The organism is Wolbachia endosymbiont (group A) of Volucella inflata (genome assembly GCF_947250665.1).
Lineage (GTDB): Bacteria > Pseudomonadota > Alphaproteobacteria > Rickettsiales > Anaplasmataceae > Wolbachia > Wolbachia pipientis.
Window position 1 is genome coordinate 957,345 of the sequence record NZ_OX366338.1, and the last position, 25,319, is coordinate 982,663.

At 35.1% G+C, this 25,319-nt stretch carries 31 protein-coding genes, 1 other RNA gene and 1 pseudogene; 13 read left to right on the forward strand and 20 right to left on the reverse strand.

What is annotated here, in order from left to right; all coding sequences use genetic code 11:
- Nucleotides 1-8: 8 nt before the first annotated feature.
- From OOK85_RS08025 to OOK85_RS04930, 8 genes and pseudogenes are all read right to left on the reverse strand, one after another.
- Nucleotides 9-704, reverse strand: a pseudogene (locus tag OOK85_RS08025) (phage tail tape measure protein); the annotation flags it as partial.
- A gap of 17 nt (nucleotides 705-721) precedes the next feature.
- On the reverse strand, nucleotides 722-886 hold the full coding sequence (locus tag OOK85_RS07860) for a hypothetical protein (protein ID WP_406719964.1): 165 nt from the start codon (nucleotides 884-886) through the stop codon (nucleotides 722-724).
- 26 nt (nucleotides 887-912) lie between these two features.
- The gene (locus OOK85_RS04905) at nucleotides 913-1,476 is read right to left on the reverse strand and encodes an IS5 family transposase (protein ID WP_406719965.1); all 564 of its coding nucleotides are present in this window, start codon (nucleotides 1,474-1,476) and stop codon (nucleotides 913-915) included.
- Between the two features lie 26 nt (nucleotides 1,477-1,502).
- Nucleotides 1,503-1,748, reverse strand: coding sequence for a hypothetical protein (locus OOK85_RS04910; protein ID WP_264702505.1), 246 nt, complete (start codon nucleotides 1,746-1,748; stop codon nucleotides 1,503-1,505).
- A gap of 112 nt (nucleotides 1,749-1,860) precedes the next feature.
- Entirely contained in the window at nucleotides 1,861-2,112 is a 252-nt protein-coding gene (locus OOK85_RS04915; RefSeq protein WP_264702507.1) for a phage tail assembly protein, read from the reverse strand.
- A gap of 16 nt (nucleotides 2,113-2,128) precedes the next feature.
- Nucleotides 2,129-2,632: a phage major tail tube protein gene (locus tag OOK85_RS04920; protein ID WP_264702509.1), complete on the reverse strand. Its 504-nt coding sequence runs from the start codon at nucleotides 2,630-2,632 to the stop codon at nucleotides 2,129-2,131.
- Between the two features lie 14 nt (nucleotides 2,633-2,646).
- Nucleotides 2,647-3,834: a phage tail sheath subtilisin-like domain-containing protein gene (locus OOK85_RS04925; RefSeq protein ID WP_264702511.1), complete on the reverse strand. Its 1,188-nt coding sequence runs from the start codon at nucleotides 3,832-3,834 to the stop codon at nucleotides 2,647-2,649.
- 5 nt (nucleotides 3,835-3,839) lie between these two features.
- A complete protein-coding gene (locus OOK85_RS04930) occupies nucleotides 3,840-4,397 on the reverse strand; it encodes a hypothetical protein (protein WP_264702513.1) in 558 nt (185 codons plus the stop codon).
- 167 nt (nucleotides 4,398-4,564) lie between these two features.
- Here OOK85_RS04930 and OOK85_RS04935 point away from each other — a divergent pair, with 167 nt between their 5' ends.
- The 6 genes from OOK85_RS04935 (at nucleotide 4,565) to OOK85_RS04960 (ending at nucleotide 9,295) form a co-directional block, all read left to right on the forward strand.
- A complete protein-coding gene (locus OOK85_RS04935; protein WP_264702515.1) occupies nucleotides 4,565-5,197 on the forward strand; it encodes an ATP-binding protein in 633 nt (210 codons plus the stop codon).
- Between the two features lie 84 nt (nucleotides 5,198-5,281).
- A complete protein-coding gene (locus OOK85_RS04940) occupies nucleotides 5,282-5,740 on the forward strand; it encodes a hypothetical protein (RefSeq protein WP_264702518.1) in 459 nt (152 codons plus the stop codon).
- A 248-nt stretch (nucleotides 5,741-5,988) separates the two neighbouring features.
- The gene (gene ftsZ / locus OOK85_RS04945; protein ID WP_010962790.1) at nucleotides 5,989-7,185 is read left to right on the forward strand and encodes a cell division protein FtsZ; all 1,197 of its coding nucleotides are present in this window, start codon (nucleotides 5,989-5,991) and stop codon (nucleotides 7,183-7,185) included.
- Nucleotides 7,185-7,583, forward strand: a complete 399-nt coding sequence (locus OOK85_RS04950) for an EVE domain-containing protein (protein ID WP_264702521.1) — start codon at nucleotides 7,185-7,187, stop codon at nucleotides 7,581-7,583. Before ftsZ ends, OOK85_RS04950 begins: the two co-directional genes overlap by 1 nt.
- Before the next feature lie 384 nt (nucleotides 7,584-7,967).
- A complete protein-coding gene (gene ybeY / locus OOK85_RS04955) occupies nucleotides 7,968-8,420 on the forward strand; it encodes an rRNA maturation RNase YbeY (RefSeq protein WP_264374001.1) in 453 nt (150 codons plus the stop codon).
- A gap of 86 nt (nucleotides 8,421-8,506) precedes the next feature.
- Complete coding sequence (locus tag OOK85_RS04960; RefSeq protein ID WP_182318945.1) at nucleotides 8,507-9,295, forward strand: succinate dehydrogenase iron-sulfur subunit; 789 nt, start codon at nucleotides 8,507-8,509, stop codon at nucleotides 9,293-9,295.
- Nucleotides 9,296-9,298: 3 nt separating this feature from the next.
- Here OOK85_RS04960 and OOK85_RS04965 read toward each other — a convergent pair whose 3' ends face one another.
- From OOK85_RS04965 to OOK85_RS04980, 4 genes are read right to left on the reverse strand one after another with little or no spacing between them, the layout of a single operon-like run.
- Entirely contained in the window at nucleotides 9,299-10,435 is a 1,137-nt protein-coding gene (locus OOK85_RS04965) for a hypothetical protein (protein ID WP_010962793.1), read from the reverse strand.
- A 42-nt stretch (nucleotides 10,436-10,477) separates the two neighbouring features.
- Nucleotides 10,478-11,257, reverse strand: coding sequence for a GNAT family N-acetyltransferase (locus tag OOK85_RS04970; protein WP_264702525.1), 780 nt, complete (start codon nucleotides 11,255-11,257; stop codon nucleotides 10,478-10,480).
- Nucleotides 11,247-11,729 carry a phosphatidylglycerophosphatase A family protein gene (locus tag OOK85_RS04975; RefSeq protein ID WP_006279290.1) on the reverse strand — a complete coding sequence of 161 codons (483 nt, stop codon included), beginning with the start codon at nucleotides 11,727-11,729 and terminating at the stop codon, nucleotides 11,247-11,249. The genes OOK85_RS04970 and OOK85_RS04975 overlap by 11 nt, the downstream gene beginning before the upstream one ends.
- Nucleotides 11,730-11,748: 19 nt before the next feature.
- Nucleotides 11,749-12,732 (reverse strand): NAD(P)H-dependent glycerol-3-phosphate dehydrogenase, encoded by a 984-nt coding sequence (locus tag OOK85_RS04980; protein ID WP_264337982.1) that lies wholly within the window; start codon nucleotides 12,730-12,732, stop codon nucleotides 11,749-11,751.
- Nucleotides 12,733-13,057: 325 nt separating this feature from the next.
- Here OOK85_RS04980 and OOK85_RS04985 point away from each other — a divergent pair, with 325 nt between their 5' ends.
- Together OOK85_RS04985 and OOK85_RS04990 are read left to right on the forward strand one after the other, a co-directional pair.
- Nucleotides 13,058-13,828 (forward strand): response regulator transcription factor, encoded by a 771-nt coding sequence (locus OOK85_RS04985; protein ID WP_006280099.1) that lies wholly within the window; start codon nucleotides 13,058-13,060, stop codon nucleotides 13,826-13,828.
- A gap of 138 nt (nucleotides 13,829-13,966) precedes the next feature.
- Nucleotides 13,967-14,719 carry an IS5 family transposase gene (locus tag OOK85_RS04990; RefSeq protein WP_264702164.1) on the forward strand — a complete coding sequence of 251 codons (753 nt, stop codon included), beginning with the start codon at nucleotides 13,967-13,969 and terminating at the stop codon, nucleotides 14,717-14,719.
- Between the two features lie 13 nt (nucleotides 14,720-14,732).
- On the opposite strand, the gene rnpB is transcribed toward OOK85_RS04990, so the two are convergent.
- The 4 genes from rnpB to OOK85_RS05010 form a co-directional block, all read right to left on the reverse strand.
- An RNA gene (gene rnpB, locus OOK85_RS04995) (RNase P RNA component class A) lies at nucleotides 14,733-15,082 on the reverse strand.
- Nucleotides 15,083-15,239: 157 nt separating this feature from the next.
- Nucleotides 15,240-15,668, reverse strand: coding sequence for a hypothetical protein (locus tag OOK85_RS05000; protein WP_264702530.1), 429 nt, complete (start codon nucleotides 15,666-15,668; stop codon nucleotides 15,240-15,242).
- A 4-nt stretch (nucleotides 15,669-15,672) separates the two neighbouring features.
- A complete protein-coding gene (locus tag OOK85_RS05005; protein WP_264702164.1) occupies nucleotides 15,673-16,425 on the reverse strand; it encodes an IS5 family transposase in 753 nt (250 codons plus the stop codon).
- Between the two features lie 57 nt (nucleotides 16,426-16,482).
- Nucleotides 16,483-17,412, reverse strand: coding sequence for a hypothetical protein (locus OOK85_RS05010; RefSeq protein WP_264702532.1), 930 nt, complete (start codon nucleotides 17,410-17,412; stop codon nucleotides 16,483-16,485).
- Nucleotides 17,413-17,478: 66 nt separating this feature from the next.
- Here OOK85_RS05010 and OOK85_RS05015 point away from each other — a divergent pair, with 66 nt between their 5' ends.
- Nucleotides 17,479-18,231: an IS5 family transposase gene (locus OOK85_RS05015; protein ID WP_264702205.1), complete on the forward strand. Its 753-nt coding sequence runs from the start codon at nucleotides 17,479-17,481 to the stop codon at nucleotides 18,229-18,231.
- Here OOK85_RS05015 and OOK85_RS05020 read toward each other — a convergent pair.
- Together OOK85_RS05020 and OOK85_RS05025 are read right to left on the reverse strand one after the other, a co-directional pair.
- Nucleotides 18,197-19,090 carry a hypothetical protein gene (locus OOK85_RS05020; protein ID WP_264702534.1) on the reverse strand — a complete coding sequence of 298 codons (894 nt, stop codon included), beginning with the start codon at nucleotides 19,088-19,090 and terminating at the stop codon, nucleotides 18,197-18,199. The genes OOK85_RS05015 and OOK85_RS05020 overlap by 35 nt on opposite strands.
- 253 nt (nucleotides 19,091-19,343) lie before the next feature.
- Nucleotides 19,344-19,814 (reverse strand): hypothetical protein, encoded by a 471-nt coding sequence (locus tag OOK85_RS05025; protein WP_264702536.1) that lies wholly within the window; start codon nucleotides 19,812-19,814, stop codon nucleotides 19,344-19,346.
- Between the two features lie 343 nt (nucleotides 19,815-20,157).
- Here OOK85_RS05025 and nuoE point away from each other — a divergent pair, with 343 nt between their 5' ends.
- From nuoE to OOK85_RS05040, 3 genes are all read left to right on the forward strand, one after another.
- Nucleotides 20,158-20,658 carry an NADH-quinone oxidoreductase subunit NuoE gene (gene nuoE / locus OOK85_RS05030; RefSeq protein WP_264702540.1) on the forward strand — a complete coding sequence of 167 codons (501 nt, stop codon included), beginning with the start codon at nucleotides 20,158-20,160 and terminating at the stop codon, nucleotides 20,656-20,658.
- Complete coding sequence (gene tgt, locus OOK85_RS05035; RefSeq protein WP_264702542.1) at nucleotides 20,659-21,873, forward strand: tRNA guanosine(34) transglycosylase Tgt; 1,215 nt, start codon at nucleotides 20,659-20,661, stop codon at nucleotides 21,871-21,873.
- Between the two features lie 191 nt (nucleotides 21,874-22,064).
- Nucleotides 22,065-22,382: a WD_0736 family protein gene (locus OOK85_RS05040; RefSeq protein ID WP_182318938.1), complete on the forward strand. Its 318-nt coding sequence runs from the start codon at nucleotides 22,065-22,067 to the stop codon at nucleotides 22,380-22,382.
- Nucleotides 22,383-22,388: 6 nt separating this feature from the next.
- On the opposite strand, the gene OOK85_RS05045 is transcribed toward OOK85_RS05040, so the two are convergent.
- Complete coding sequence (locus OOK85_RS05045; RefSeq protein ID WP_264702545.1) at nucleotides 22,389-23,660, reverse strand: M16 family metallopeptidase; 1,272 nt, start codon at nucleotides 23,658-23,660, stop codon at nucleotides 22,389-22,391.
- Complete coding sequence (locus OOK85_RS05050) at nucleotides 23,657-24,277, reverse strand: superoxide dismutase (protein WP_010082437.1); 621 nt, start codon at nucleotides 24,275-24,277, stop codon at nucleotides 23,657-23,659. The genes OOK85_RS05045 and OOK85_RS05050 overlap by 4 nt, the downstream gene beginning before the upstream one ends.
- Before the next feature lie 586 nt (nucleotides 24,278-24,863).
- Here OOK85_RS05050 and OOK85_RS07940 point away from each other — a divergent pair.
- Complete coding sequence (locus tag OOK85_RS07940) at nucleotides 24,864-25,088, forward strand: hypothetical protein (protein WP_264702548.1); 225 nt, start codon at nucleotides 24,864-24,866, stop codon at nucleotides 25,086-25,088.
- The last annotated feature ends 231 nt before the right edge of the window (nucleotides 25,089-25,319 follow it).

The following is a 25,319-nucleotide window of genomic DNA, read 5'->3' on the forward strand; positions in this document are numbered from 1 at the left end:
ACAGAGCCTACTGTGTCAAATAAAACATCACGTGACTTTTCTCTTATCCTTTTTATTACTTCATCTGCAAGACTACGAACATCTTGATTTGGTGCTGCTTGTACACTTATGTTGAAATAATTATGTTGAGTTTGGTTAAAAGTTTTATTTTCATATTTGCTTTTTACGTACTCTTTTAGATTGAGATCTTTCTCATCTACTATAGATTTCTTTTCTGCAATAGCATGTTTAATTTTGAATCCTTCAACATTATTCCAGCTATTTTTAGAAATTCCTTTCATCACACTATTATTTGATAAAGGATTCTCATTATTAAAAACACTATTTTTAGAAAGTAAATTGCTAGCTTCTCCATCAACTAACGAAATAACAGTTTTTCTCTTCTCAAATTCTTTTATTGGACTATTTTCTGACACTTTTCCAAATACGCTACTAACTGTATCTCCCATCCATGAAAAAGCCTCTCCTATCGGTTTTATGATTGATTTCCAAAAACTAGCAAAGAATCCCTTCACTTTTTGCCAGTTAGTTATAACAAGAGCTGCACCAGTAACAAGTCCAGCAATTAAAAGTCCTATAGGGTTACTCATTATAGCGAGTGTTATTGCTCTTAGTCCTGTTACTACTGCAGGAAAAACTGTAGCTGATAAAAATGAAAATACTCCAAGTAGGTTTGCTTTCAGACTAAAAATCGTACTTCCTAGGCTCTGTGGACAAAATTTTAGAGAAGCCATACAAGAGCTCCAACAAAATTGAGAAAACCCATAAAAACCTCAGCAGTTTTATCAAATCTGGAAAAAATGCGCCTAAAATTTTTAATTTTACCAAAAAAACACTCAATCAAATGACGTTCTTTGTAGATATGCTCATCGTAATACCTTTGCACTTTTCGATTCCGTTTTGGCGGAATAACTACTGTACATCCCTTGTCTTCAAGACTTGTAACAAAGGCATTTTGCTATCGTAGCCCTTGTCAGCTACTACAGTAGAGTTATAGATACTTTCGGTCAACACTTGTGCCTGCGTAATTTCATTTCTTTGACCAGGAGTCAGAGTAAATTTAAGTGGATTTCCAAGTGCATCGACAAGCGCATGTATTTTAGTTGTAAAGCCACCTTTGCTCCTCCCTAAAGCTTCTTGATCCTTGGAGTTTTTTGTATATCCAGATGAACATGGATGGCCTCGGATGATCGTACCGTCGATTATAGCAACTTCTAAATCAGGCTCTTGTTTAGTATATTCAAGCAATTTTTTCCAGACATCTCTTTCACACCATCTTTTAAATCGCTTATGTATACTCCTGTAATTACCATAAGTTTTTGGTAAAAGTCTCCATTGGCAACCACTTCGCACTATGTACCACACTGCCTCTATGAATATTCTTAAACGTTTTTCATCTTTGCTGTGCATTCCTTTTACGCTTTTTATGAACTCTAAAATTTGTTTCCAATTTTCCTCTTTGATGTAATATTGCATATGGTAGTTTCTCCATTTTTTACCTATTAGGCTAAACTACCATCTTTTTCTCTCTTTTCATATTTTTTGTCCACAGAGCCTAGTTCATTCCAAGAACGCCTAGCAAGCAGAGCATCGTGGCTTAATTGTTTAAACTTGGATACTGATTTACTTGATGATTCAAGTTGTTTTATCGTACTACCAATACGAGAAAGTTGCTTCGTGCTACCTGCTATCGTACTATTAAAACTGCTTTGCAGTGTTGCTCCAATTACTATAGAAATTGCCTTCATTTGTATAATTTTCCGCTACTTTCAAACCAAGTAATAAATTCTTCAATATCCATATCAAGCCACTGATTGATTCCACCACCAACCATTGAGCTAAGTGATAATACGCTCAGCCTCAAGTCTTCTGCTGAGACAAAAAACCTTGTAATGCTCCTTGAATCTTACTGTAGTCTGCAAGATCAAGCTCTTCTACTGCTTCTCTTGAAATACTTGCAAGATTTGCAATCAGTGCTACTTCTTTCTCTGCATCACTATTACCCATACGTTCAACAGCTAAACGGTCTCGAACTTTTGGACGACGTAGAGTTAGCTCTGAAACTAAAATTCCATCGATTTTTATTGGTTCAGTTAATTTAATTTTTTGCATTATTTTACCCTTTTATTTAAATCCCTAAAGCTGTGGGCATAGAAGCCATTTGATCAACACCATCGATCTTGCGAATCATGTTTTCTGCATCAATTTCAATCAATTCTCTGCCATCAATGGTAAGCTTATAATAGTTGGCAGCAATTATACATTTTAGTGTTGCTTTTTCAGCAGGTTTCCAGCTACCAAAATCAAGTTCTTTAAAGAGCCCTCTTAAGTTAATTACTACAGATTCAGCTTCACTATTACTTCCTTGTAATCCTCCCCGTAAAGTAAGAGAGACAGCATTATTATTTATCAATCCGAAAAGCCTAAAGAGCTCAGAGTCATATTCAGAAAAAGTGAAATCTGCTTCAAGCTTTTCCATGCCCATATCAATATTTATTGGAATATCCATACCACCAGCTCTGTATTCTTCTGTTTTTATGGTAAGTTTTGGCAAGGTTACTTCATCTATTTTTCCTGCATAACCACGACCATCAACAAATACGTTAAAATTCTTTAGGATCTTTGGTAACATCTCTCTTTCTCCTTTTACAATATTGCGCCACTCACAAGGTGTGACCTGAAAGTAATCTGTTCAGCTGGATATGGTGGCGTGAACTCAAAATCAAAAGACACTTTTCCGCTTGCAATATTTGTTGGTGTATTGAGCTCTGGAGTTGCATAACATTTTCCGCTAATAATCGCCCCTTGCGCTTTTAAATTTGCAAGATAAGAATTTACCCCCTCAATCACATCATCTATATAAGTTTTGGTAATATTGCGATCAACTGCCCATAAATGAGCTCGAAGTAGACTATCGTTGATTAAATCTGCAGTCCTTCTCACTGACAGAAAAGCCCATTTTGAGTCATTTGAACATGTTCTATTTCCCCAAAGCCTATAGCCATTTTGATGAATTATCGTTGTTACTTCATTTTCATTTAAGTGGTTTGCTCTACAATTTGTATTACCGAGCGTAAAATCAATAGGCCTGCTTATGCCAACAATACCGTTTATTTCTTTATTTGAAGGTGAATGCCAAAATCCTTGTTCGCTATCTACTTTCGCTGTTAAACCAGCTACAAATGGGCTAGACGGCAAAATTTCTTCTTTTCCTTCAATAAACACCTTAACCCATGGGTCAACAACGTAAACTCTTGAGCTACGTACACTTTTTCTCCATTTTATGGCTTCTTCATCATTGGTATTTGGTCCATCTGCAACTATTATTGCCCTTAGCTTTTCTGCTACTCCTATCAAAGCTGCTACTACTGGGTTTTTAGGATTTTCAGATTCAGGCAATTGATGAGTAAACTGAGGTGCAATTAATATTCTTGGAGCAACATGAACTATACTTTCACTACTGAGGAATGCTTGAATCCCTTGATACTCTCCAGTCTCTTTATCAACACCGCCAATTATATTTTTCAGCGTCTCTTCTTCTTTTAATTTTGGATCGCTGTTTTCACTTTCTTTAACTCGAATAACTACTACTGTTGCACCGATTTGGGAAAATATTCCATTTACTGCAGAAGGTAAACTGCCACTCTTTCCGAGCTTTGCTGCTTCCTTTAAGCTTCCTGCAATTAACACTGGTTTATTTAGCGGAAATTTTTGCTCATCAGCTTCAGGGGCAGTACCAATTACACCTATCACTGATGATTTAGCTGTACGTACTGATCTTGCTCCTGAGGTTACCTCAATAACATTTACTCCGTGTAAAAATTCTTCAGCCATTTCTTTTAACTTTCTTGTATTTTTTTCCTGAAATCATCGAGCAAAGTCTGTAGCTCATTTTCACTCTTGGCTTCTTCAATCTTTCTCTTGGCTAAATCTTCAAGCTCTTCACATTTAATTATTGCTTTTACTGCTTTTTTCACTTTTTCCTCAATTATTTTTGCCATTTCAATAACTGTAATACCACGGACTTTTGCTAAAGGTTCTATAATTTCTTTATCCTTTTCATCTATAGATTCTGGTGCTGCTAGAATGCTTTTTGCGGCTTTTTCTTGTATTTGATACGATTTAGCTTTTTGGTGAGAATTTCCAGCGTATTCGTTAGTATAGTTATTAAAATAAAAACGCACACTATCAAGTGCAGAAAGTTTCGCATTTTCAAGTAATTCCACCTCCATATCCTCTTGACTCCGCTGAGCAATTTCTCCTCCCTCTGTTAAACAATAACTTTTTTGCCAATCAAAATCTTCTGGTGCTTCATACCAATCATTTCCAGTTGGCTTGCTTTCAAGTGTTGTTGTTTCTACTTGTTTATGGTTTTCAAAACGTATGTAAATGCTCACAGTTTTTCTCTCTATTTTATTCACTGCCAAATTTCATGTATGCTAGATAACCCAGGACATTGCCAAGCTTTTAGCGTTCTTTCTACATCTACTTCAAGCCCCGTGGTTAGAAAATTGCTACGTATGTTATATATTCCCCACTGAATAAATTGACCATAGTTGATACCATGGCTCACAATGGCGTGTTATTTCTTGATGAGTTACCTGAATTTCCAAGACTCGTGCTTGATTCTCTGCGCCAACCACTTGAAGATAGAAAAGTTACCGTTGCAAGGGCGAACGCTCACATTACTTATCCAGCCAATTTTCAACTTATAGCTGCAATGAACCCTTGCAGGTGCGGTTATTTAGGTGATGCAAGCAGATCGTGCAACAAAGCTCCAAAGTGTGGCACAGATTACAAAAACAAAATATCAGGCCCATTGCTTGATAGAATAGACATATGCATTGAAATGCCAAACGTTAGCATACTCTCTCCTGAAATCTCTGTGGAGGGAGAAAGCACCAAAACCATAAGAGAAAGAGTAATAGCAGCAAGAAAAATTCAAACTGAGCGTTATAGTAAATTGAATGTTCGTTGTAACGCAGAAGTAAGAGGTGAAGCATTTAATAAATTTACTGAACCAGATCAGGCAGGGTTAGAGTTGCTAAAATACGTACTAAAAGAAAATTATATTTCCAATCGAGGCTACACACGCGTATTAAAAGTTGCAAGAACTATTGCAGATCTTGCAAAAAGTGAAGAAGTAAAAAGAGCACACATTGCTGAAGCGCTGAATTACAGAATAAGGGTATATTAAAAAATTAGTTTACTTGACAGATAATTTTTTTCATTATATACTGCCCTTAATGAAATTTTAACATTCTATTTAAGGAGTAGAGTTATGGCATTAACAAAATATAGTTACGAACAAGAACATGGTGTTTTTCGCGCTATTTCAGAGGGATACAAACAAGCTGGTAATGAACACTGGGGAGTTACAGGTGCTGCTGGTGGGTTTGGTCAGTATATTAAGGATAATAAGTTAAGAACAGCATTATTTCCGCTTGCAGTTGCAAGTATTGTCTTTACAGCAATGCATATGAAAGCAGGCTTTGTTAGTGCAGCAGAAGCTTCTGGGTTTCTTGCTAAGACTGCCAGTTACTTTGTTGGAACAAATCAAGCAATAGCTGCTTCATTACCTGGATTTATCGGAACAGGTGTTGCTGGTCAGATAGTTGCAGGTGCCATAATGATAATTGCTGCAGTTGCTGCTATTTATGGAATATGTCAAGTTGCCTCAAAATTAAAAGATGCTGTAGTTGAAGCATTGAAAGGGGAAGAGAAAGGTAAAACAGCATAATAATCTTCAACAAAATAAAAAGGGATAGGTTTCTGTCCCTTTTTATAAACGTTTTCTATTTTTTGCATCGGTTAAGTGATGTCATCTAAGAATCTAGTTATTATAATTAACGGCACTTATTAGTATAAATGTTAAGAATAAGTAAATCCCGTTTACTGTTTACGCCTATAGAAGTGAAAAGTATTTGCATATTATTAAAAAAGCGGTAACTTATTATCAAGTGAATTCGCTAAATTTGAGTAATTTAAATGTCTATTGATCTTAGTCTGCCGGAGTTACCTATATTACACCCAAGGATTACCGTTGTGGGAGTGGGTGGTGCTGGTGGAAATGCTGTGAATAACATGATCCAATCTAATTTGCAAGGAGTGAATTTTGTTGTCGCAAATACCGATGCTCAAGCACTAGAAAAGTCGTTATGTGATAAAAAAATTCAGCTTGGCATTAATTTAACTAAGGGGCTTGGTGCTGGTGCTTTGCCTGATGTTGGCAAAGGTGCAGCAGAAGAGTCAATTGATGAGATTATGGAGCATATAAAAGATAGTCATATGCTTTTCATCACAGCAGGAATGGGCGGTGGTACTGGAACCGGTGCAGCACCGGTAATTGCAAAAGCAGCCAGAGAAGCAAGAGCCGCAGTTAAGGATAGAGCGCCAAAAGAAAAAAAGATATTGACTGTTGGAGTTGTAACTAAACCGTTCGGTTTTGAAGGTGTGCGCCGTATGCGCATTGCAGAGCTTGGACTTGAAGAACTGCAAAAATACGTGGATACACTTATTGTCATTCCAAATCAGAATTTATTTAGAATTGCAAATGAAAAAACTACATTTTCTGATGCATTTAAACTTGCTGATAATGTTCTGCACATTGGCATCAGAGGAGTAACTGACTTGATGGTCATGCCAGGGCTTATCAATCTTGACTTCGCTGATATAGAAACAGTAATGAGCGAGATGGGCAAAGCGATGATCGGCACCGGAGAGGCAGAAGGAGAAGATAGAGCAATTAGCGCTGCAGAGGCTGCAATATCTAATCCATTGCTTGATAATGTATCAATGAAAGGTGCGCAAGGAATATTAATTAACATTACTGGTGGCGGAGATATGACTCTGTTTGAAGTTGATGCTGCAGCCAATAGAGTGCGTGAAGAAGTAGATGAAAATGCAAATATAATATTTGGTGCTACTTTTGATCAAGCGATGGAGGGAAGAGTTAGAGTTTCTGTTCTTGCAACTGGCATTGATGGTCGCAATAATAAATCAGAAACTTCACCTATAAGTCAGAGCGAAGACTCAGAGAAAGAGAAATTTAAGTGGCCATATAGTCAAAGTGAAAGTACGCAAGACAAAACACTAGAAACAAAACCAGCTGAACAGGTAAGCGAAGGAGCTAAGTGGGGCAGCAATATCTATGATATACCAGCTTACTTAAGAAGAAAAAAATAATGCAATTTTGGCTACTCAAGTCAGAGCCAAGTGAATACTCATGGCAAAAAATGGAAAAGGAGCAGGTAGTTGAGTGGGATGGTGTGCGCAATTATCAAGCTCAAAATTACATGAAAATTATGAAAGCAAGCGATCTTGCGTTTTTTTATCATACAGGTAAAGAGAAAGCAATACTTGGAATCGTTGAAGTATTTAAAGAGTATTATCATGTTAATGATCCCAAGTTCGGATTAGTGAATGTAAAGTTTTTGAAACCTTTAAATAACCAAGTAACGTTAAATAATATAAAACAAAACCCACTTTTGAAAAATATGGCTATATTAAAACAACCACGTTTATCAATTGCCCCAGTTTCGGAAATTGAATGGAATGAAATAATAAGGATGAGTGATGTGTAATACCTGTCATTTCAGTTCCTAAATGATGTCATCTCAGCACGCAACGCATAGCTGTATGAATATTTGTCTCGAAGGCAGTGCATTAAACGTTATAGCCGATTTTGCATCAAACACAAAGGTGTCATTCCAGTGCTTGACACTGGAATCCAGCCTTAATGCAACCACATTAAAGCCGTTGTGTTTTAATATAAGATTAGCTACTTTTATATTCACTAACTTGATGTCTAATCAAAATTCCTGGATCCCAGTGTCTAGGCACTGGGATGACATCCTTCTAGTGTACAATATTCGTACAGTTGTGTACATGACACAAGGGTCTATAACTCTTCTTTTTTGGATTCCAGTGTCAGCTATTTGCATGACACCCTTACTGATGTGTCACTCATGTTAGAAGTAAATATTCTTGACAAGAAATGGTGCAGCATTATAGAAAATCCTAAAAATTTTGTATTAGGTGTCATCAATGCTTCTCTAAAAGAATTAAAAATAGACCACTATAAACCAAATATATCAATAGCTCTGGCTGATGATGACTTGCTACATCAACTTAATTTAAAATTTAGAGAAATGGATAAGCCAACTAACGTACTATCATTTCCGTATGAACAATTGTCTAATGAGTGCGATTTAGGAGACATAGCAATTTCAATAGACACAATAAAAAGAGAATCGCATGAGTATTGTATACCCATTCTTGCTCACATTGCACACATGTTAGTGCATGGATTACTGCATTTACTTGGTTATGATCACCAAAAAAAAGATGAAGAAATTATAATGAAAAATCTAGAAAGAGAGATTTTAGCTTCGCTTGGCTACAATATGTGTGCGATTTAAAAGGAATTTAATAAAAATATAGTAGATGATAATAAAATATGTTATCTACAAAGGGTTTTAGCTATAAACAATAAAAGGTAAGTGATATGGTTCAGTTTTCTTTGCCAAAGAATTCTAAAATTAATCAAAAGGGCAAAATTTATCCTATTCCTGCTAGAGCAAAAAACATCAGAAGATTTCAAATTTACCGTTGGTCTGCTGATGACGAGAAAAACCCTAGAATAGACACATTTTTTATTGATATGGATAGTTGTGGCCCTATGGTACTTGATGCATTAATAAAAATAAAGGATGAAATAGATTCGACTTTAACTTTCAGACGTTCTTGTAGAGAAGGCATATGTGGATCTTGTGCCATGAATATTGACGGAACCAATACTCTTGCATGTACTAGATCTATACATGATATAAAAGGTGACGTAAAAATATATCCATTACCTCACATGTATGTGATAAAGGACCTAGTCTCGGACTTGAGCCAATTTTATGAGCAATACAAATCAATTAAACCTTGGTTACAAGCAGATAAGCCTGCCCTACCAAATAAAGAATACTCTCAATCTCCTAAAGATAGAAAAAAATTAGATGGCTTGTCCGACTGTATATTATGTGCTTGCTGTTCAACTGGTTGTCCAAGCTACTGGTGGAATAGTGATAAATTTTTAGGACCAGCAATACTATTACAAGCCTACAGATGGATTGCTGACAGCCGTGATAATAAGACAGGTGAAAGACTTGATGTTTTAAATGACCCATTCAAGTTGTATCGTTGTCATACAATAATGAATTGCACAAAAACTTGTCCTAAAGGACTTAATCCAGCAAGAGCAATAGCGAAAGTAAAACAGCTCATGGTAGAGAGAGAAGGAGTTTAAGTATCATCTTTTGCATTCTTCGTAAGAGAACAGCAAACCTTCCGAAGCGTAGGGTATTGTTAATACCCTGAACGCTTTTCCGTTTGTGAAGTGCATCGTATCATCGTACGATTCAAATAATTTTTTGAACAACTCATGTCTTTGGTTACTAATAGTTTGAAAATCCTCTTTTTCTAAAAGCTTTTTAGATTCGAAGAGGTAAAGCATAACTTCGTGATAAGTTGGGTAAGATGCCAAAAATTTTGGGTCAAATTGAAAGGTTTTTATAAAAGCATTATTATAAAATTTTAGCTTTTGATTCTTACTATATATTACTATAGCAACCGGTAACCTCTCAAGCAAATTTTTCTGTGTAGCTAAATAACTGTTTAATTCAGTATATAATTTCTCTGCATCACTAACATCTTTCCCATACATTACTATGCTACCAGAACCTTGTATTGGAATTTTAACAAAATCGAAAACCTTAGGTTCGTTCTTATAAGTTATGACATGTCTTCCTGGTTTTGTGCTATGAGCGCTACCGGTAATAGCAAATTTCTTAGAACCATCTACATATTTATCATAAAACAAGTTATAAAATTCCACCTTTCTACTCTTGTTATATCTTAGTATTGGAAATGGTAAAGAGTTGAAAACGTTTTTATAGCTCTCCACTTCCTGTGTAAGCTTACTATTTTCTAACTCAAGTCCGTTAGCCTTTATCTTACAGTCTGAGACATTCCTTATCCATAACAGCACACCTATCACATTGTTAGAATCATCTATTATGCTTCTACCGTAACATATGCAATAAACCTCACTGTCTTTTGACTTTAAATCTAGAGTAAAAGATTTATTTATTTCCTTTGCCTCAACAAAATTTTTGATTAAGCTTTCTGATTGCTCAAAAAAATTCACAAACTCATTAAATGAGTAAAAAACAGTATTAAGCAAAATTAGTAAATTGGGAGAGAACTTTTCTATACGTTTTTTTGCATCCCAAATATAAAACCCATCATTCACAGTATCAATTAAATTATTTATGATAACATTTTGATGCTGTAAGTTCTTAATCTTATTACTAATTTTTAATTTAGAATAAGAGAGAAAGAATAATATTAGAATCAATATTAAAACCACTTCATACAAAAAAAACATAGCACTTTTAAAACAAATGTAAAAATTTGTAACCGCCCAGAATTATGCTGAAGAGGTATATAAGTAAAGATTGCCTAACATTTGAAAGCCCAATCTCTTATAAAGGTTCACAGAAGATTTCATACAATGTGCTACTATATATTTGCATTCAAGCTGTTTAGCTATCTTTATTCTTTCTAAAACCATTTGGGTACCTATTCCACGATTCCTGTAAATTGGTAAAACTCCATCACTATAAAAACCAGCTACGCTGTCTTGAACATAAAGACCGCATGTCCCAATAATTTCATTATTTAGTGTTACAAGAAAAAATCTTAATCTTGAGTTCTTATCATCATAATTTGATAATCCGCGAAAAAATGTGCTGACAATTCCAACGCCATGATAAAAAATTTTAGAAGTGTGTAGATCTAACTGTTCTAAGAGGTTGCTACCATTCACAGCATTTAACCTCAAGTTTGGAATAACATCAGCAGGTAAAAAGTAATTTTTCATATTAAGTAAAGCTTTTTTTGGTGTGCTAACGTGTTTTATTTCACACTTTTCTAAAATATCTCTTATTTTCATATGTGAATTTATTACCCATGTTGCTTCTATATCTCTTGTTCTGAGATAATCTAGAGTTTTTTGTATAGAAAGCTCGGTACATTGATCTCCATAGAACACAAAATTAAATAATGACTCCCTGGTACCATTTATTGTAAATATGATGTTATCAAATTCATCGTGTACTTCCCACTCAGATAAATTCGCTGTGTACAGTATATAATCCTTTAGATTTTGAACAATTAAGCTTGAATAATAAATTTTTTTATCCTGCATACACCAACAATAAACAATAAAAGGCTCCTATAAGAACACAGGCTAAAATTGCAGCTATAACGTCATCTAGCATAATACCTAAAGGACCTTTGGTATTTTTATCGATTAAATTTATAGGCCACGTTTTTATTATATCAAAAAACCTAAAAGAAAAAAAGCACAACAACAATGAAGAACAATTCATCTCTTGGCTTAACAATATCGAAACTAAAAGTATCGTCAGCAATTGACCAACCACTTCGTCAATTACTACCTCTTTTGGATCACATGAAGTCTTGTAATGTTTTATATAATTACCTGTAGACCATAATCCAATTAAGAATAAAAAAGAAATAATTGCTGCACCTAAAATTTTGTTGCTCAGGATTACAGGAACAAGCGGAAAAGAAGCCAAACTACCCACAGTACCTGGCATTTTTTTTACTGTTCCAGACAGCCACCACGTTGATATTAATTTATATAAAAATTTCACAATATATCCAAATACAAAATTAACTTATAAGAACAGAAATAGTATCCTCTATAGAGGCGCTTTCATACAATAATCTATAGACCGCTTCACATATAGGCATTTTTATCTTTAGCTTTCCTGCTAAATTAAATATGGACTCAGCAGTGCTAAAACCTTCAATCACTGACTTGCCTTCTGACAAAATCTGCTGAACATTAAAGCCATTGTCACTATTACCTATTTTAAACCCAAAAGATAAGTTTCTTGAATTCAAGGATGTGCATGTCATAATTAGGTCACCCAGACATGCTGGCCCAAGTAGTGTATTTATATCCACACTACCGTCACCAATTTTTGCTGAGTATAAAGCCTTAATTTCGCTCATACTTTTCGTAATCAATGCTGCATGAGCATTAAACCCAAGTTTACTACCTAGAACAATCCCACACGCTATAGCAAAAACGTTCTTTAACGCTGCACAAATCTGTACTCCTATAATGTCGTTACTAAACTCCAATTTAACATTTTCTTGTTGCAGCTCTGATACTAACTTTGAACCTAATGTGTTATTTTGGCATGCAAGAACCATTGAATAGGGTAATTTTCTTGCAACTTCTACAGCAAAGCTAGGACCTGAAAAAATAGCAATAGGATTGTTAGGTAAAATTTCATTTACTATTTCACTAGGTAATTTTAATGTAGACTTTTCTATTCCCTTACAAGCTAAAATTATTGCTACATCTTTTTTCAGATTACAATTATGCAATTGCTGACATACCTTCCTCAGAGACTGAGTGGGAACAGCGAGGATTGTTACTGAAGCATTAATTGTGTCTTCAATAGCCAATTTTACTGACACATTATCAGAAATTCGACAACCGGGTAGCTTGTCACTTTCTCTTTTCCCGTTGATTGATTCAAATGTAGTTTCATTGTGAGTCCACAAAATCACATCTTTCTTACTACCTAATGAAATTGCGATTGCTGTACCCCATGCACCAGCACCTAAAATTGATATTGCCACACAATATTCCTGAAAACATTACTTATACTTTAAAATAGTAGGATAAGTAAATTAAAAATATAACACAGACATATAGAATAGTTAAATATTTATTAACCGAAGTATTCTTTTAATAATAGTAACTTTAATTCAATATTTACTAAAAATATTATTACTATCATGGTATGTCTATTATATTTTAGATCTATTTATATAACTTTGGAACAATATATTTACTATTAATTAATAAGTGTAATTTTGATCATTTGTTAATAAAAATTTGATTTATTACTTTCCTTAGTTATATATATTACTAAAATTATAAATTATTTATGGGGTGTAAAATATGCGTATATTATTAATTGAAGATGATCAAGTAAGTGCAAAGACTGTGGTTAACGCCTTAACTTCTGATGGACACTTCTGTGACGTTGTTACTTCTGCACAAGATTATAACAATAATATGGTTTCCTCAAACGGAGATTACTATGACCTAGTTATTTTAGATATACACTTACCTGGTGATATTGATGGATATGATATATTGTTAAGACTAAGAAGTGCAAAAATCAAAGTTCCTGTCTTAATACTTTCATGTATATCCGCTGTCAATCACAAAGCTAAAGGACTCGGGTATGGTGCCGATGATTACTTAACCAAGCCATTTCATAAAAGCGAGTTATTAGCTCGAATTAAGGCCATAGTGCGTCGTACTAAAGGCCATCCTGAATCGGTGATAAAGATTGGTAATATAAATATCAATTTTGATCACAGGATTGTTGAGGTGAAAGGTAAAACGGTTCACCTTACTAATAAAGAGTATTCTATGATAGAATTGCTAGCACTGCGTAAAGGAACAGTATTAACAAAAGAAATGTTCTTAAATCATCTTTACAATGGCTTAGATGAACCTTCAGATAACAAGATAGTTGATGTTTTTATGTGCAAATTACGTAAGAAACTTGAAAGTGCAAATGATGGAAAAAGCCACATAGAAACCGTTTGGGGCAGAGGGTATGTTCTGAAAGAGTATATTGATGATGATGAATATTCTAATGTTAATGTAGGCGAAAGTAGTGATGGCTATCAAGCAGAACAAGTGAAGGACAACGCATGAAATGCCTACACATTTAAATATAGCATGGCTTATATCGCACGTATCATGTGAACGCCTAGGCTCTGTGGACAAAAAATATGAAAAGAGAGAAAAAGATGGTAGTTTAGCCTAATAGGTAAAAAATGGAGAAACTACCATATGCAATATTACATCAAAGAGGAAAATTGGAAACAAATTTTAGAGTTCATAAAAAGCGTAAAAGGAATGCACAGCAAAGATGAAAAACGTTTAAGAATATTCATAGAGGCAGTGTGGTACATAGTGCGAAGTGGTTGCCAATGGAGACTTTTACCAAAAACTTATGGTAATTACAGGAGTATACATAAGCGATTTAAAAGATGGTGTGAAAGAGATGTCTGGAAAAAATTGCTTGAATATACTAAACAAGAGCCTGATTTAGAAGTTGCTATAATCGACGGTACGATCATCCGAGGCCATCCATGTTCATCTGGATATACAAAAAACTCCAAGGATCAAGAAGCTTTAGGGAGGAGCAAAGGTGGCTTTACAACTAAAATACATGCGCTTGTCGATGCACTTGGAAATCCACTTAAATTTACTCTGACTCCTGGTCAAAGAAATGAAATTACGCAGGCACAAGTGTTGACCGAAAGTATCTATAACTCTACTGTAGTAGCTGACAAGGGCTACGATAGCAATGCCTTTGTTACAAGTCTTGAAGACAAGGGATGTACAGTAGTTATTCCGCCAAAACGGAATCGAAAAGTGCAAAGGTATTACGATGAGCATATCTACAAAGAACGTCATTTGATTGAGTGTTTTTTTGGTAAAATTAAAAATTTTAGGCGCATTTTTTCCAGATTTGATAAAACTGCTGAGGTTTTTATGGGTTTTCTCAATTTTGTTGGAGCTCTTGTATGGCTTCTCTAAAATTTTGTCCACAGAGCCTAGGTGAAATATAAGCCGAGTTCTGTTTATGTAGCTATTTATCTGGAGTAAATGTTACCATTTACCGCATGCGATTTACCCGAGTAGATATGAGGAAAACATAAAATCTACTTCTATTTAATCTTGCTCCTAGTGTTGGTTACTCGACTACCAATGTTGCCATTGCCATGGTGTGCTCTTACCACACCTTTTCACCCTTACCTAAAAATATTTTAGGCGGTAATTTTCTGTAGCCCTATAACTGGAGTTACCTCCGGCGGGCATTACCCGTCACTATTTTTCCTTGGAGCCCGGACTTTCCTCTGCTATGTTTATCACACAACAGCAGCTACTTATTTCACCTAGGAATTATACTTTAACATGAAAATCACAAAAGCAAAAGACAATTTCCTAACAGTCTACATATTAAAAACATTTAGACAAATAGCTAAAGGTGATATTCCGGCACATCATCACTATCCCAAGATAAGCTTTTTTCACTTTTAGACTCCGCTTCAGTTAGTCAAGAGCCGGGTCCACTGCTCGAAGACGATGAACTACTTCTTGATCGACTACTACTTTCTACTGATATACTGTTTAGCATTGTTTCAGATTGATACGTAGTTTGTATAGATATGTTAGTATCACTGCTTGTTCTGCTATTGGTGAAAAAAATTTCTTCATTGCTGCCATTTGAATGCGATTCCAAATCAGCTAATTCTAACACATGAGCAGCATTGTAATAACCGTGATATTTCTTAATACATTTATATGCTATAAATCCTATAATTCCAGCAATACCTATTGTTCCAATCAAAGATCCTCCTATCATTCCTGCCCTATTAGACCCTATAGCAAGTTGAGTAGGCTGTGGTGAAGAAGTAGTTTGAGGAAGTAAAGTTGTGGTAAATATAGGAGTTGTTGACTCTCTTGTTCTAGGCTCTGTGGACAAAATTTTAGAGAAGCCATACAAGAGCTCCAACAAAATTGAGAAAACCCATAAAAACCTCAGCAGTTTTATCAAATCTGGAAAAAATGCGCCTAAAATTTTTAATTTTACCAAAAAAACACTCAATCAAATGACGTTCTTTGTAGATATGCTCATCGTAATACCTTTGCACTTTTCGATTCCGTTTTGGCGGAATAACTACTGTACATCCCTTGTCTTCAAGACTTGTAACAAAGGCATTGCTATCGTAGCCCTTGTCAGCTACTACAGTAGAGTTATAGATACTTTCGGTCAACACTTGTGCCTGCGTAATTTCATTTCTTTGACCAGGAGTCAGAGTAAATTTAAGTGGATTTCCAAGTGCATCGACAAGCGCATGTATTTTAGTTGTAAAGCCACCTTTGCTCCTCCCTAAAGCTTCTTGATCCTTGGAGTTTTTTGTATATCCAGATGAACATGGATGGCCTCGGATGATCGTACCGTCGATTATAGCAACTTCTAAATCAGGCTCTTGTTTAGTATATTCAAGCAATTTTTTCCAGACATCTCTTTCACACCATCTTTTAAATCGCTTATGTATACTCCTGTAATTACCATAAGTTTTTGGTAAAAGTCTCCATTGGCAACCACTTCGCACTATGTACCACACTGCCTCTATGAATATTCTTAAACGTTTTTCATCTTTGCTGTGCATTCCTTTTACGCTTTTTATGAACTCTAAAATTTGTTTCCAATTTTCCTCTTTGATGTAATATTGCATATGGTAGTTTCTCCATTTTTTACCTATTAGGCTAAACTACCATCTTTTTCTCTCTTTTCATATTTTTTGTCCACAGAGCCTAGTACTTGGTATAATAAATACTGTTTGTGTAGTTTTCTCTAAGCTTGTTGTTGGCGCAGTTGGCTTCACTGTTACTGTACTTGTTTGAGTCGTTGACTCTGTTGAAGGTTTATTCATCGTAGAAGTCGACGCAACGGCTTCTGTCGTTGGCTCCACTGTTACTGTGCTTGTTTGAGCCGTTGAAGGTTTACTCGTTGTAGAAGTCGACGCAGCAGTTGCTGCTGTAGGTTTTACAGTACTTATTTCAGTTTCCGAAGGCACATTAGTTGACGTTGCAGTAATCGTGGTTGCTTGTGAAGTAGCAGTTGTTTTTGTTGCTGTTGTTGGCTCCACTGTTACTGTACTTGTTTGAGTCGTTGACTCTGTTGAAGGTTTATTCATTGTAGAAGTAGGTGCAACGGCTTCCGTTGTCAATTTAGTAGTCTTCACAGCGTCGGTTTCTGCTGTGCTAGTAATTGCAGCAGTCGGCGTTTTCTTAGAAGTCACAACCGTTTCTGCAACAGTTATAGGAGCCACGGTACTACTAGAAATAATATCTGGCGTTAATCGACCGTTAATGATATTAACAAAATCACTGAGAGTTTTGATGCTATTTGCCGGTATTATTGTTGCTTCAGAAGATTTTCCAGAGCCGTTTTGATTAAAAGTTACAATATTTTCTCCACTTACCGCAGTTACGATAAAACCACCCTGACCGTTGCCTTTAATATATAATTGCTCTATAGGATCTGTAAATTGATAGATAGGAAAATCTGACACTGATCCATTTTTAAGTAGAGTTGCTATATGTAACCTCTGCTCATTAGCTGATTGGTCATTTTCAAGAAAAGCAACTAGATCATTTCCTTCCGTTTGTTCAACATACTGCAAAAAGCTTATTTCATGTTCTCTAGGCTCTGTGGACAAAAAATATGAAAAGAGAGAAAAAGATGGTAGTTTAGCCTAATAGGTAAAAAATGGAGAAACTACCATATGCAATATTACATCAAAGAGGAAAATTGGAAACAAATTTTAGAGTTCATAAAAAGCGTAAAAGGAATGCACAGCAAAAATGAAAAACGTTTAAGAATATTCATAGAGGCAGTGTGGTACATAGTGCGAAGTGGTTGCCAATGGAGACTTTTACCAAAAACTTATGGTAATTACAGGAGTATACATAAGCGATTTAAAAGATGGTGTGAAAGAGATGTCTGGAAAAAATTGCTTGAATATACTAAACAAGAGCCTGATTTAGAAGTTGCTATAATCGACGGTACGATCATCCGAGGCCATCCATGTTCATCTGGATATACAAAAAACTCCAAGGATCAAGAAGCTTTAGGGAGGAGCAAAGGTGGCTTTACAACTAAAATACATGCGCTTGTCGATGCACTTGGAAATCCACTTAAATTTACTCTGACTCCTGGTCAAAGAAATGAAATTACGCAGGCACAAGTGTTGACCGAAAGTATCTATAACTCTACTGTAGTAGCTGACAAGGGCTACGATAGCAATGCCTTTGTTACAAGTCTTGAAGACAAGGGATGTACAGTAGTTATTCCGCCAAAACGGAATCGAAAAGTGCAAAGGTATTACGATGAGCATATCTACAAAGAACGTCATTTGATTGAGTGTTTTTTTGGTAAAATTAAAAATTTTAGGCGCATTTTTTCCAGATTTGATAAAACTGCTGAGGTTTTTATGGGTTTTCTCAATTTTGTTGGAGCTCTTGTATGGCTTCTCTAAAATTTTGTCCACAGAGCCTAGAAAGAGATAGTGCTTTATTATCTATTTGACCTTTTCGATTACCAAGTAAAAAGCCATTAACTCCATCCTTCAGACCCTGAATCACTTTAGCCATATCAAATTTAAAAATACGTGTTTTTCTCACCTCTTGATTTTCCTTAGTAATCCTTTTGCTCACTTGCGAATAAAGCATCGTGTTTCCATTTAATGCCAATTGCCCCGGATTATCAAAATTGAACAATTTTCTTTCTGTAACACCTTTTTCTCCAGTCAACACCTTAAATTTTCCGCTCTCGCTTGACTTTAAGTACCAAGAAACTAAAGTTTGATCCTTTAAGTTATGAGCGATTACAATTACATCACCATTACCAACTTTCACTGCTCTTGGTTGAGAGTAACTATTGCCCACATTTGCAGGACTACCATTATTAATATTCTTTTGTAATTTTCTTTTATCTAAATGTTCAACTGAAGGTACGTTGATTGATTGCTTGATTCCGTAAGTGTGAAAAGATAAACCTTTAACGTATTTTTCTCCTTCTTCGCTAATTCCTTCTTCAGGGAAGATGATTCCAACTTTATCTATTTCAGCTGAATCTTCTATTAATGTGAGAGATAATTGATCCTTGAGCTCATTTGCTACGCTGATATCTGTATTACATTCGTATGTTTTTGATTGATATAGTGGACTAATAAGTAATTTCACTTTACTGCTCCCATTACCATTATCTTGATAGCTGAATCCATAAGCAACTCCATTTCCTTCAATTAACCCTACTTTTGCTGGGTTAAAACCTATTGCTTCTTTAACTTCCGGTGTATTTGAGCTGATCCCGAGTAATCTTCTTAATAAAGACATAATTTTATTTAAAATATTAATAAAATGCTATTATGATTACCCCTGGTGTTAATGTCAATGAAAATTTTAACTAAAATTAAAAAATTAATATAATGTTTTATACTAAAAGGCAAATATAAGCTTGAAGAGGGCTGAGAAGCTTTGTAGATGAGGAGAGGATAAAGTATCTCAAACTATATAATCTATCCTAAAGGCAAAATTTGCTATGCATTGCACAGGTTCCGCTAACAGGTAGCGGAATTGTAAGTTTTGACTAAGATCTTTGTTTATTCTCTCCTAGGGTTTCTGCCTTTAGCTCATCCATAATTGTTTGAATTTCAGGAAGCTCCTTATGTTTTGCGTAATCTGATTCATATTTTTCCCTTTTATCAGAAACTTTATATTCGTTTTCTTGATAAAGTGAATATAAAAATCCAACTCCAAAAATAACAATTGATGCAAGTGCCATGTATTCAAGTGGTCTTTGCACTTTTTCTCTTAAATCAAAATATCGAGACAACAGAATCAGAGCACAAGATGCTATCACTACTGCACCAGAAGCAAATTTATTTTCTCTAAAATGCTTTTGATTATGACTCTGTTCATAATTTCTATAAATAGTTGTGGCATGAGCTCGAAGCCTTTCTTCTCTATCTTTTTCCTCACTGCCTAATATTGACGTAATAAATTTTCTAAAATTCTCTTCACCAGTTTCCTGTCTCCATAAGTTTAATTGTTTACTCATAGTTTAACCTCATATTAATAAATATAGTTTATTATACACAACATTTATAATAAATGTCAAGGATAGTATATTTATAAATAATATACTATAATTTCTTAAGCATTTTTTTAAGTAGTTAGCTGTAGCTAAAATAATTGAGATTTACCGAAACAAACTTATGAAACAATTGAAGCTAGCGCATGACCAGATTTTGTTTAACTGGACCCTATAGCCAACCAAAAGAATTTACAAGTTGGACAGTATGGGTAGTGTAATACTGCAAAACGCTATTTCTCAAAAAACCAACAATTGCAATCATTGGTTCTACAGGTATAATCTGTTAAAGTTTACACGAGTCTCATGAATGACAGAAAAAGAAAAGCAGTTTAGTTTTATATCAGAAAACCTCAAGAAAGCAGAAAAGTTTATAGAGATGTATCCCAAAGGTAGAGAAGGAGGCGCTGTTATGCCTTTACTATACCTGGTTCAAGAGCAATGCGGATGGGTTTCTGAATCTGCTATGCGTTATGTTGCTGATATGCTGCATATTCCACATATTCGTGTATATGAAGTGGCAAATTTTTACACCCTGTATAATTTAAAACCAGTAGGCAAATATCTAATACAAATTTGTAGAACAACTCCTTGCTGGTTGTGCAATAGTGAAGAAGTTTTAAATACCTTTAAAAAGAAGCTTGGAATCAATATCGGTGAGACTACTAAAGACAATCTGTTCACTTTAAAAGAAGTTGAATGCCTAGGTGCATGCGTTAATGCTCCCGTTGCGCAGATTAATAATGACTTCTATGAAAATCTTACTCCTGAAAAAGTAGAAAACATCATAACAGAACTTTCAGGCAAATAGATGAAAGAAGAATTTGCATTTAAGATAATCAAGCAATCAGGTTCTGCAAAAGTTGGAACAATTAAAACTCCAAATGGGAGCGTAGAAACCCCTGCTTTTATATTCTGCGCAACAAAAGCTGCAATTAAAGCTGCAGATATCGAGAGAATTAGTGAAGCAGGTACTCAGATAATACTTTCCAACACCTATCACCTAATGCTTCAACCAGGAGAGAATACTGTTGCAAAACTTGGTGGTTTGCACAAGATGATGGGATGGAATGGGCCAATGCTAACTGACTCAGGTGGATATCAGATATTTAGCTTAGGGCACGGATCAGTTTCGGAAGAGATAAAAGGAATAAGAAAAAAACAAAAAACTTTGATCAAAATTAATGAGGATGGGGCAATTTTCCGTTCTTACATTAATGGTAAAACTTATTGTTTAACTCCTGAAAAATCTATACAAATTCAACAGAAATTAGGTGCAGATTTAATCCTAGTTTTAGATGAATGCACTCCATTTCACGTAAGCAAAGAATACACAGTAAAATCAATGCTCATGAGCCACAGATGGGCTGAACGTTCTTTAAATGAGTTTGAAAAAAATAATAATGGTAAGCAGGCACTGTATGGAATTAGTCAAGGCGGAGTGTATCAAGATTTGCGTAGAAAAAGTTGTAATTTTATCAATAATTTACCATTTTTCGGTCAAGCAATAGGTGGATCACTTGGTCAAAGTAAAGAGCAGATGTACGATGTAGTTTCTTTCACTATGGACCACCTGAAAAAAGACAGGCCTACTCATTTGCTTGGTATTGGTGGAATTGTGGACATCTTTCGCGGAGTTAGTCTTGGAATTGATACGTTTGATTGCGTGCATCCAACCCGTTTAGCAAGGCATGGTGGTGCGCTTATTAAAGTAAAAAATAGAGATTCTATTTCTTCAAAGTGCAAAGAGCATATTAATTTGCGAAATCAACAATTCGAGCTGGACAATAACCCAATTGAAAGTGACTGTTTATGTTTTACCTGCAGAAAACATTCAAGAGCTTATATACACCATTTACTGAAAGCTAAAGAGCTCCTGGCTTACACGCTCGTTACCATTCATAATATTTTCTTTATGAATAAGTTAATGGCATCAATAAGGCAGGCTATATTAGATGATAGGCTAGATCGGGAGAAAAATAATTGGATTAGTGAGATACCATTACACTGTGAATTATACACCTAGTTCATATTTTTCTACGCTTATTTTATATTCCCTAAAACAGAAAAAGCCTTCCTCTTCCTACTCTTTCTTCCTTGGCTAATCCATAGTTAGCGTCTTTTGCACATGTGCGTTGCATTTTTTAATCTTCTTTAAAAACTTGACAATACATGACAACACTGGTATGTTAGAAATATAGTTTTTGTGAGGTATTTATGGTTAACAATAAAGAAAAACATCAAATAGCGTTTTGCGTTTCAGCCGTTACATTCTTAGCTGGGTTATCATTAATCGCAACTGCAATTGCAGTGGGTACCGTACCTGCTATAGCTGCTTGTCTAGTGATAGGAGGAATTTTGACTGTCTTGTCTGGTGTGCAAGCAGTAGAAAGCTATTTATTTTTACGAAACAGCGAGAAAACTTTGAATAAACTGATGAGTAATATACGCGATGAACCAGAAAGCAAACTTTTTATAGAAAGGATTTTGCAACCGTTCATTGAACTTTTTAGTGAGCTTAAGCAACATAATTAAAGTACACTAAGCTTTAAGCATAGAAACCACTTTATCGTAACTTGGCAATGATTCAATTTCTCCAATTGCAGCTAGAGTGGTTTTTTCATGCTGAGATAACAATTCTTCTGCTGCTTTTTTTACGTTAGCAGTGGTAACTGCACTAATTTTTTCTATTAATTCATTTTTACTGATGTACCTATTATAGTTACCGTAGTAGTGTCCCAATGTTTCAGCACGTGAGCTAACACTTTCGCGTGACATTAAAATTTGGGATTTTACTCGCTCTTTCACTCTATTTACTTCTTCTTCCTTCAGATCATCTGTAGACAACTTCTTCAACTCTGTCGTTATAGATTTTAAAAGCTTATCTAAGTTACTACTGTCTGTACCAGCAAAAATGGAAAACATTCCTGTATTAGTATAGCTGGAATTAAATGAATAAACAGAGTAAGCTAATCCCTGCTTTTCCCTTACTTCCTGGAATAAACGTGATGACATTCCGCTCCCTAAAATAGAATCAAGCACTTGAAACGTGTGATATTTATCGTCATGGCGAGAAACACTAGGTAAACCAATTAGCAAGTGTACCTGATCTAATTTACGATGTTCTAAATACTCACCACCAGTACAGCTCGCATTTTGGCTTTTTTTCAGCTTTTTAGAATGAATCTTTGAGAGAAAATCTTTGGTTAATGCAACAACTTCTTCATGTTCAACATTTCCTGCAACGGCAAGTAGCATATTCTCACCAAAGTAATGCTCATTTATGTAATTATCTAGATCTCCTCGAGTAAAAGATTTTACAGTATTTTGCGTGCCTAAGATTGACCTACCAAATGGTTGGTCTTTATAAGCTGCCTCAAAATATTTGTCGAAAATAATGTCACTTGGTGAATCATTAGTTTGAAAAATCTCTTGTATTACAACACCCTTCTCACGTTCCAATTCATCTTCTGGAAACGTGGAATTCATCAATATATCTATTAATATATCAATACCAGTTTTTATGTCTTTCTTGAGGACTTTTGCATAATAGGTGGTGCTTTCCCTACCGGTGCTAGCGTTGAAAACTCCACCTATGTCATCAAAAGCTTTTGCAATTTCAAAGGCAGTTCTTGTCTTCGTCCCTTTGAAAGCCATGTGTTCTAAAAAATGGGATATTCCATTTTGCTTTGCACTTTCTGCTCTACTGCCAACACCAACTCGTATGCTTAAAGCTACGGAATCAATATCACGGACCTGCTCAGTTATTATGCGCAGACCATTATCTAATTTTGTTACCCGGGGTATATTCATCTCATATATTCTTCTAAGTTCTCTTCTGCAAAATCCCAATTAATCAAATGATCAAGGAAAACTTTTATGTAGTCAATTCTACGGTTTTGACAATCTAAATAATAGGCGTGCTCCCACACATCCATAGTGAGTAGTGGCACTTGGCCATAAATTATTGGCAAATCTGCATTTGGAGTCTTGGTGATTTTGAGCTTTCCTAACCTACCTTTTTCGAGCACTAACCATACCCATCCACTGCCAAACTGGCTTACTCCATGACTCGAAAATTCTTCATAAAATTTATCAAAGCCACCGATATCGTCTTGAATTTTTTTTGCTAGAAGACTACCATCTTTAGGCTTACCACCACCATTTTTTTTCATTGAATTCCAATAAAAAGTGTGATTCCAAACTTGTGCTGCATTATTAAATATAGGCAAGTTGCCGCTATTACCATGCACTTTTGTTATTAATTCCTCAATTTTTACATGTTGATAATCCGTATTTTCAACTAGCTCGTTGAGTTTATTTAAATATCCTTTATGGTGCTTATCATAATGAAAATCTAAGGTTTTTGCAGATATATAAGGCTCCAAAGCTGTTTTATCGTATGGCAATTCAGGTAAAGTAAAACTCATAAAAACCTCTTTATTTCTAACCTACTTGGATGGTAGGGCAATATATGCTTTTGTGCAACATATAATTAATAGCTAAAACATTTAGGTATCTATTGCATTATTCTAAATTATACTACAATAACGATTATTATATAAGCCATAGAAATGGATTAAATGCAAAAGTTACTTGACACCCTTCGCCAACCCCCTTATCATGAAACTGAAGCTATTTATTTATCTTCTCTGTACAGATTAAACGACAAAAAAACTCAACGTATTTGGCGTCTCATGTTTAATTTTTTGCACTATGTGCACCTTATGTCTTCACAACATTTCTGGGTTTTTACCTATATAAGCTGAAACGCGCTTATAAGTCGTTTAAGACAGTATAGTACGCCGATTTGCAGGATTAGAGAGTGACAACTAGCTAACAAGGGGTTTCTTTTGCCTTTTTTTCTGCTTAGTAAATTTCTTAAACATTCAAACTAAGGTGAGTTGCATTTAAAAGCAGCTAAATTGCAGCGTTTAAGACTTAAAAAACGCCAATACTGAAAATAGACAATGATAGGGCTTCTTTTGCCTTTTTTTTCGTTTGGTAAATTTCTTAATGTTTGTAACTAACATGAACAAACATTTGAGAGTAACTTCTGCTAGTAGGGTGTCATCCCAGTGCTTGACACTGGGATCCAGCTTTCTTTATAAATTCACCAAAAGTGCTTCATTCTATAACGCAAAACCCATACTCACCAAACCCAATGCATTACTTGCAACTAAATTTCCTGGATCCCAGTGTCTGGGCACTGGGATGACAAAAAAAGGAGCACTGGGATGACATCATAGGGGCGCTGGCCTGACAATCGTCATTCCGCTACGTGTTAGCGGGATCTAGAGATACCGTGACGGTATGACAAGGGAGAACAGTTGTATTCCTGCACAATTTATTCTCATGACAAAAACGTCTTAACTTTCTCTCTACTTTTTCTGGGTAAGGTCAATTTTGTGAAAAAATGGATTGAATTATAGGCAGATTTGGCTGTTATTTGTAATACATAGGTATTGGGTA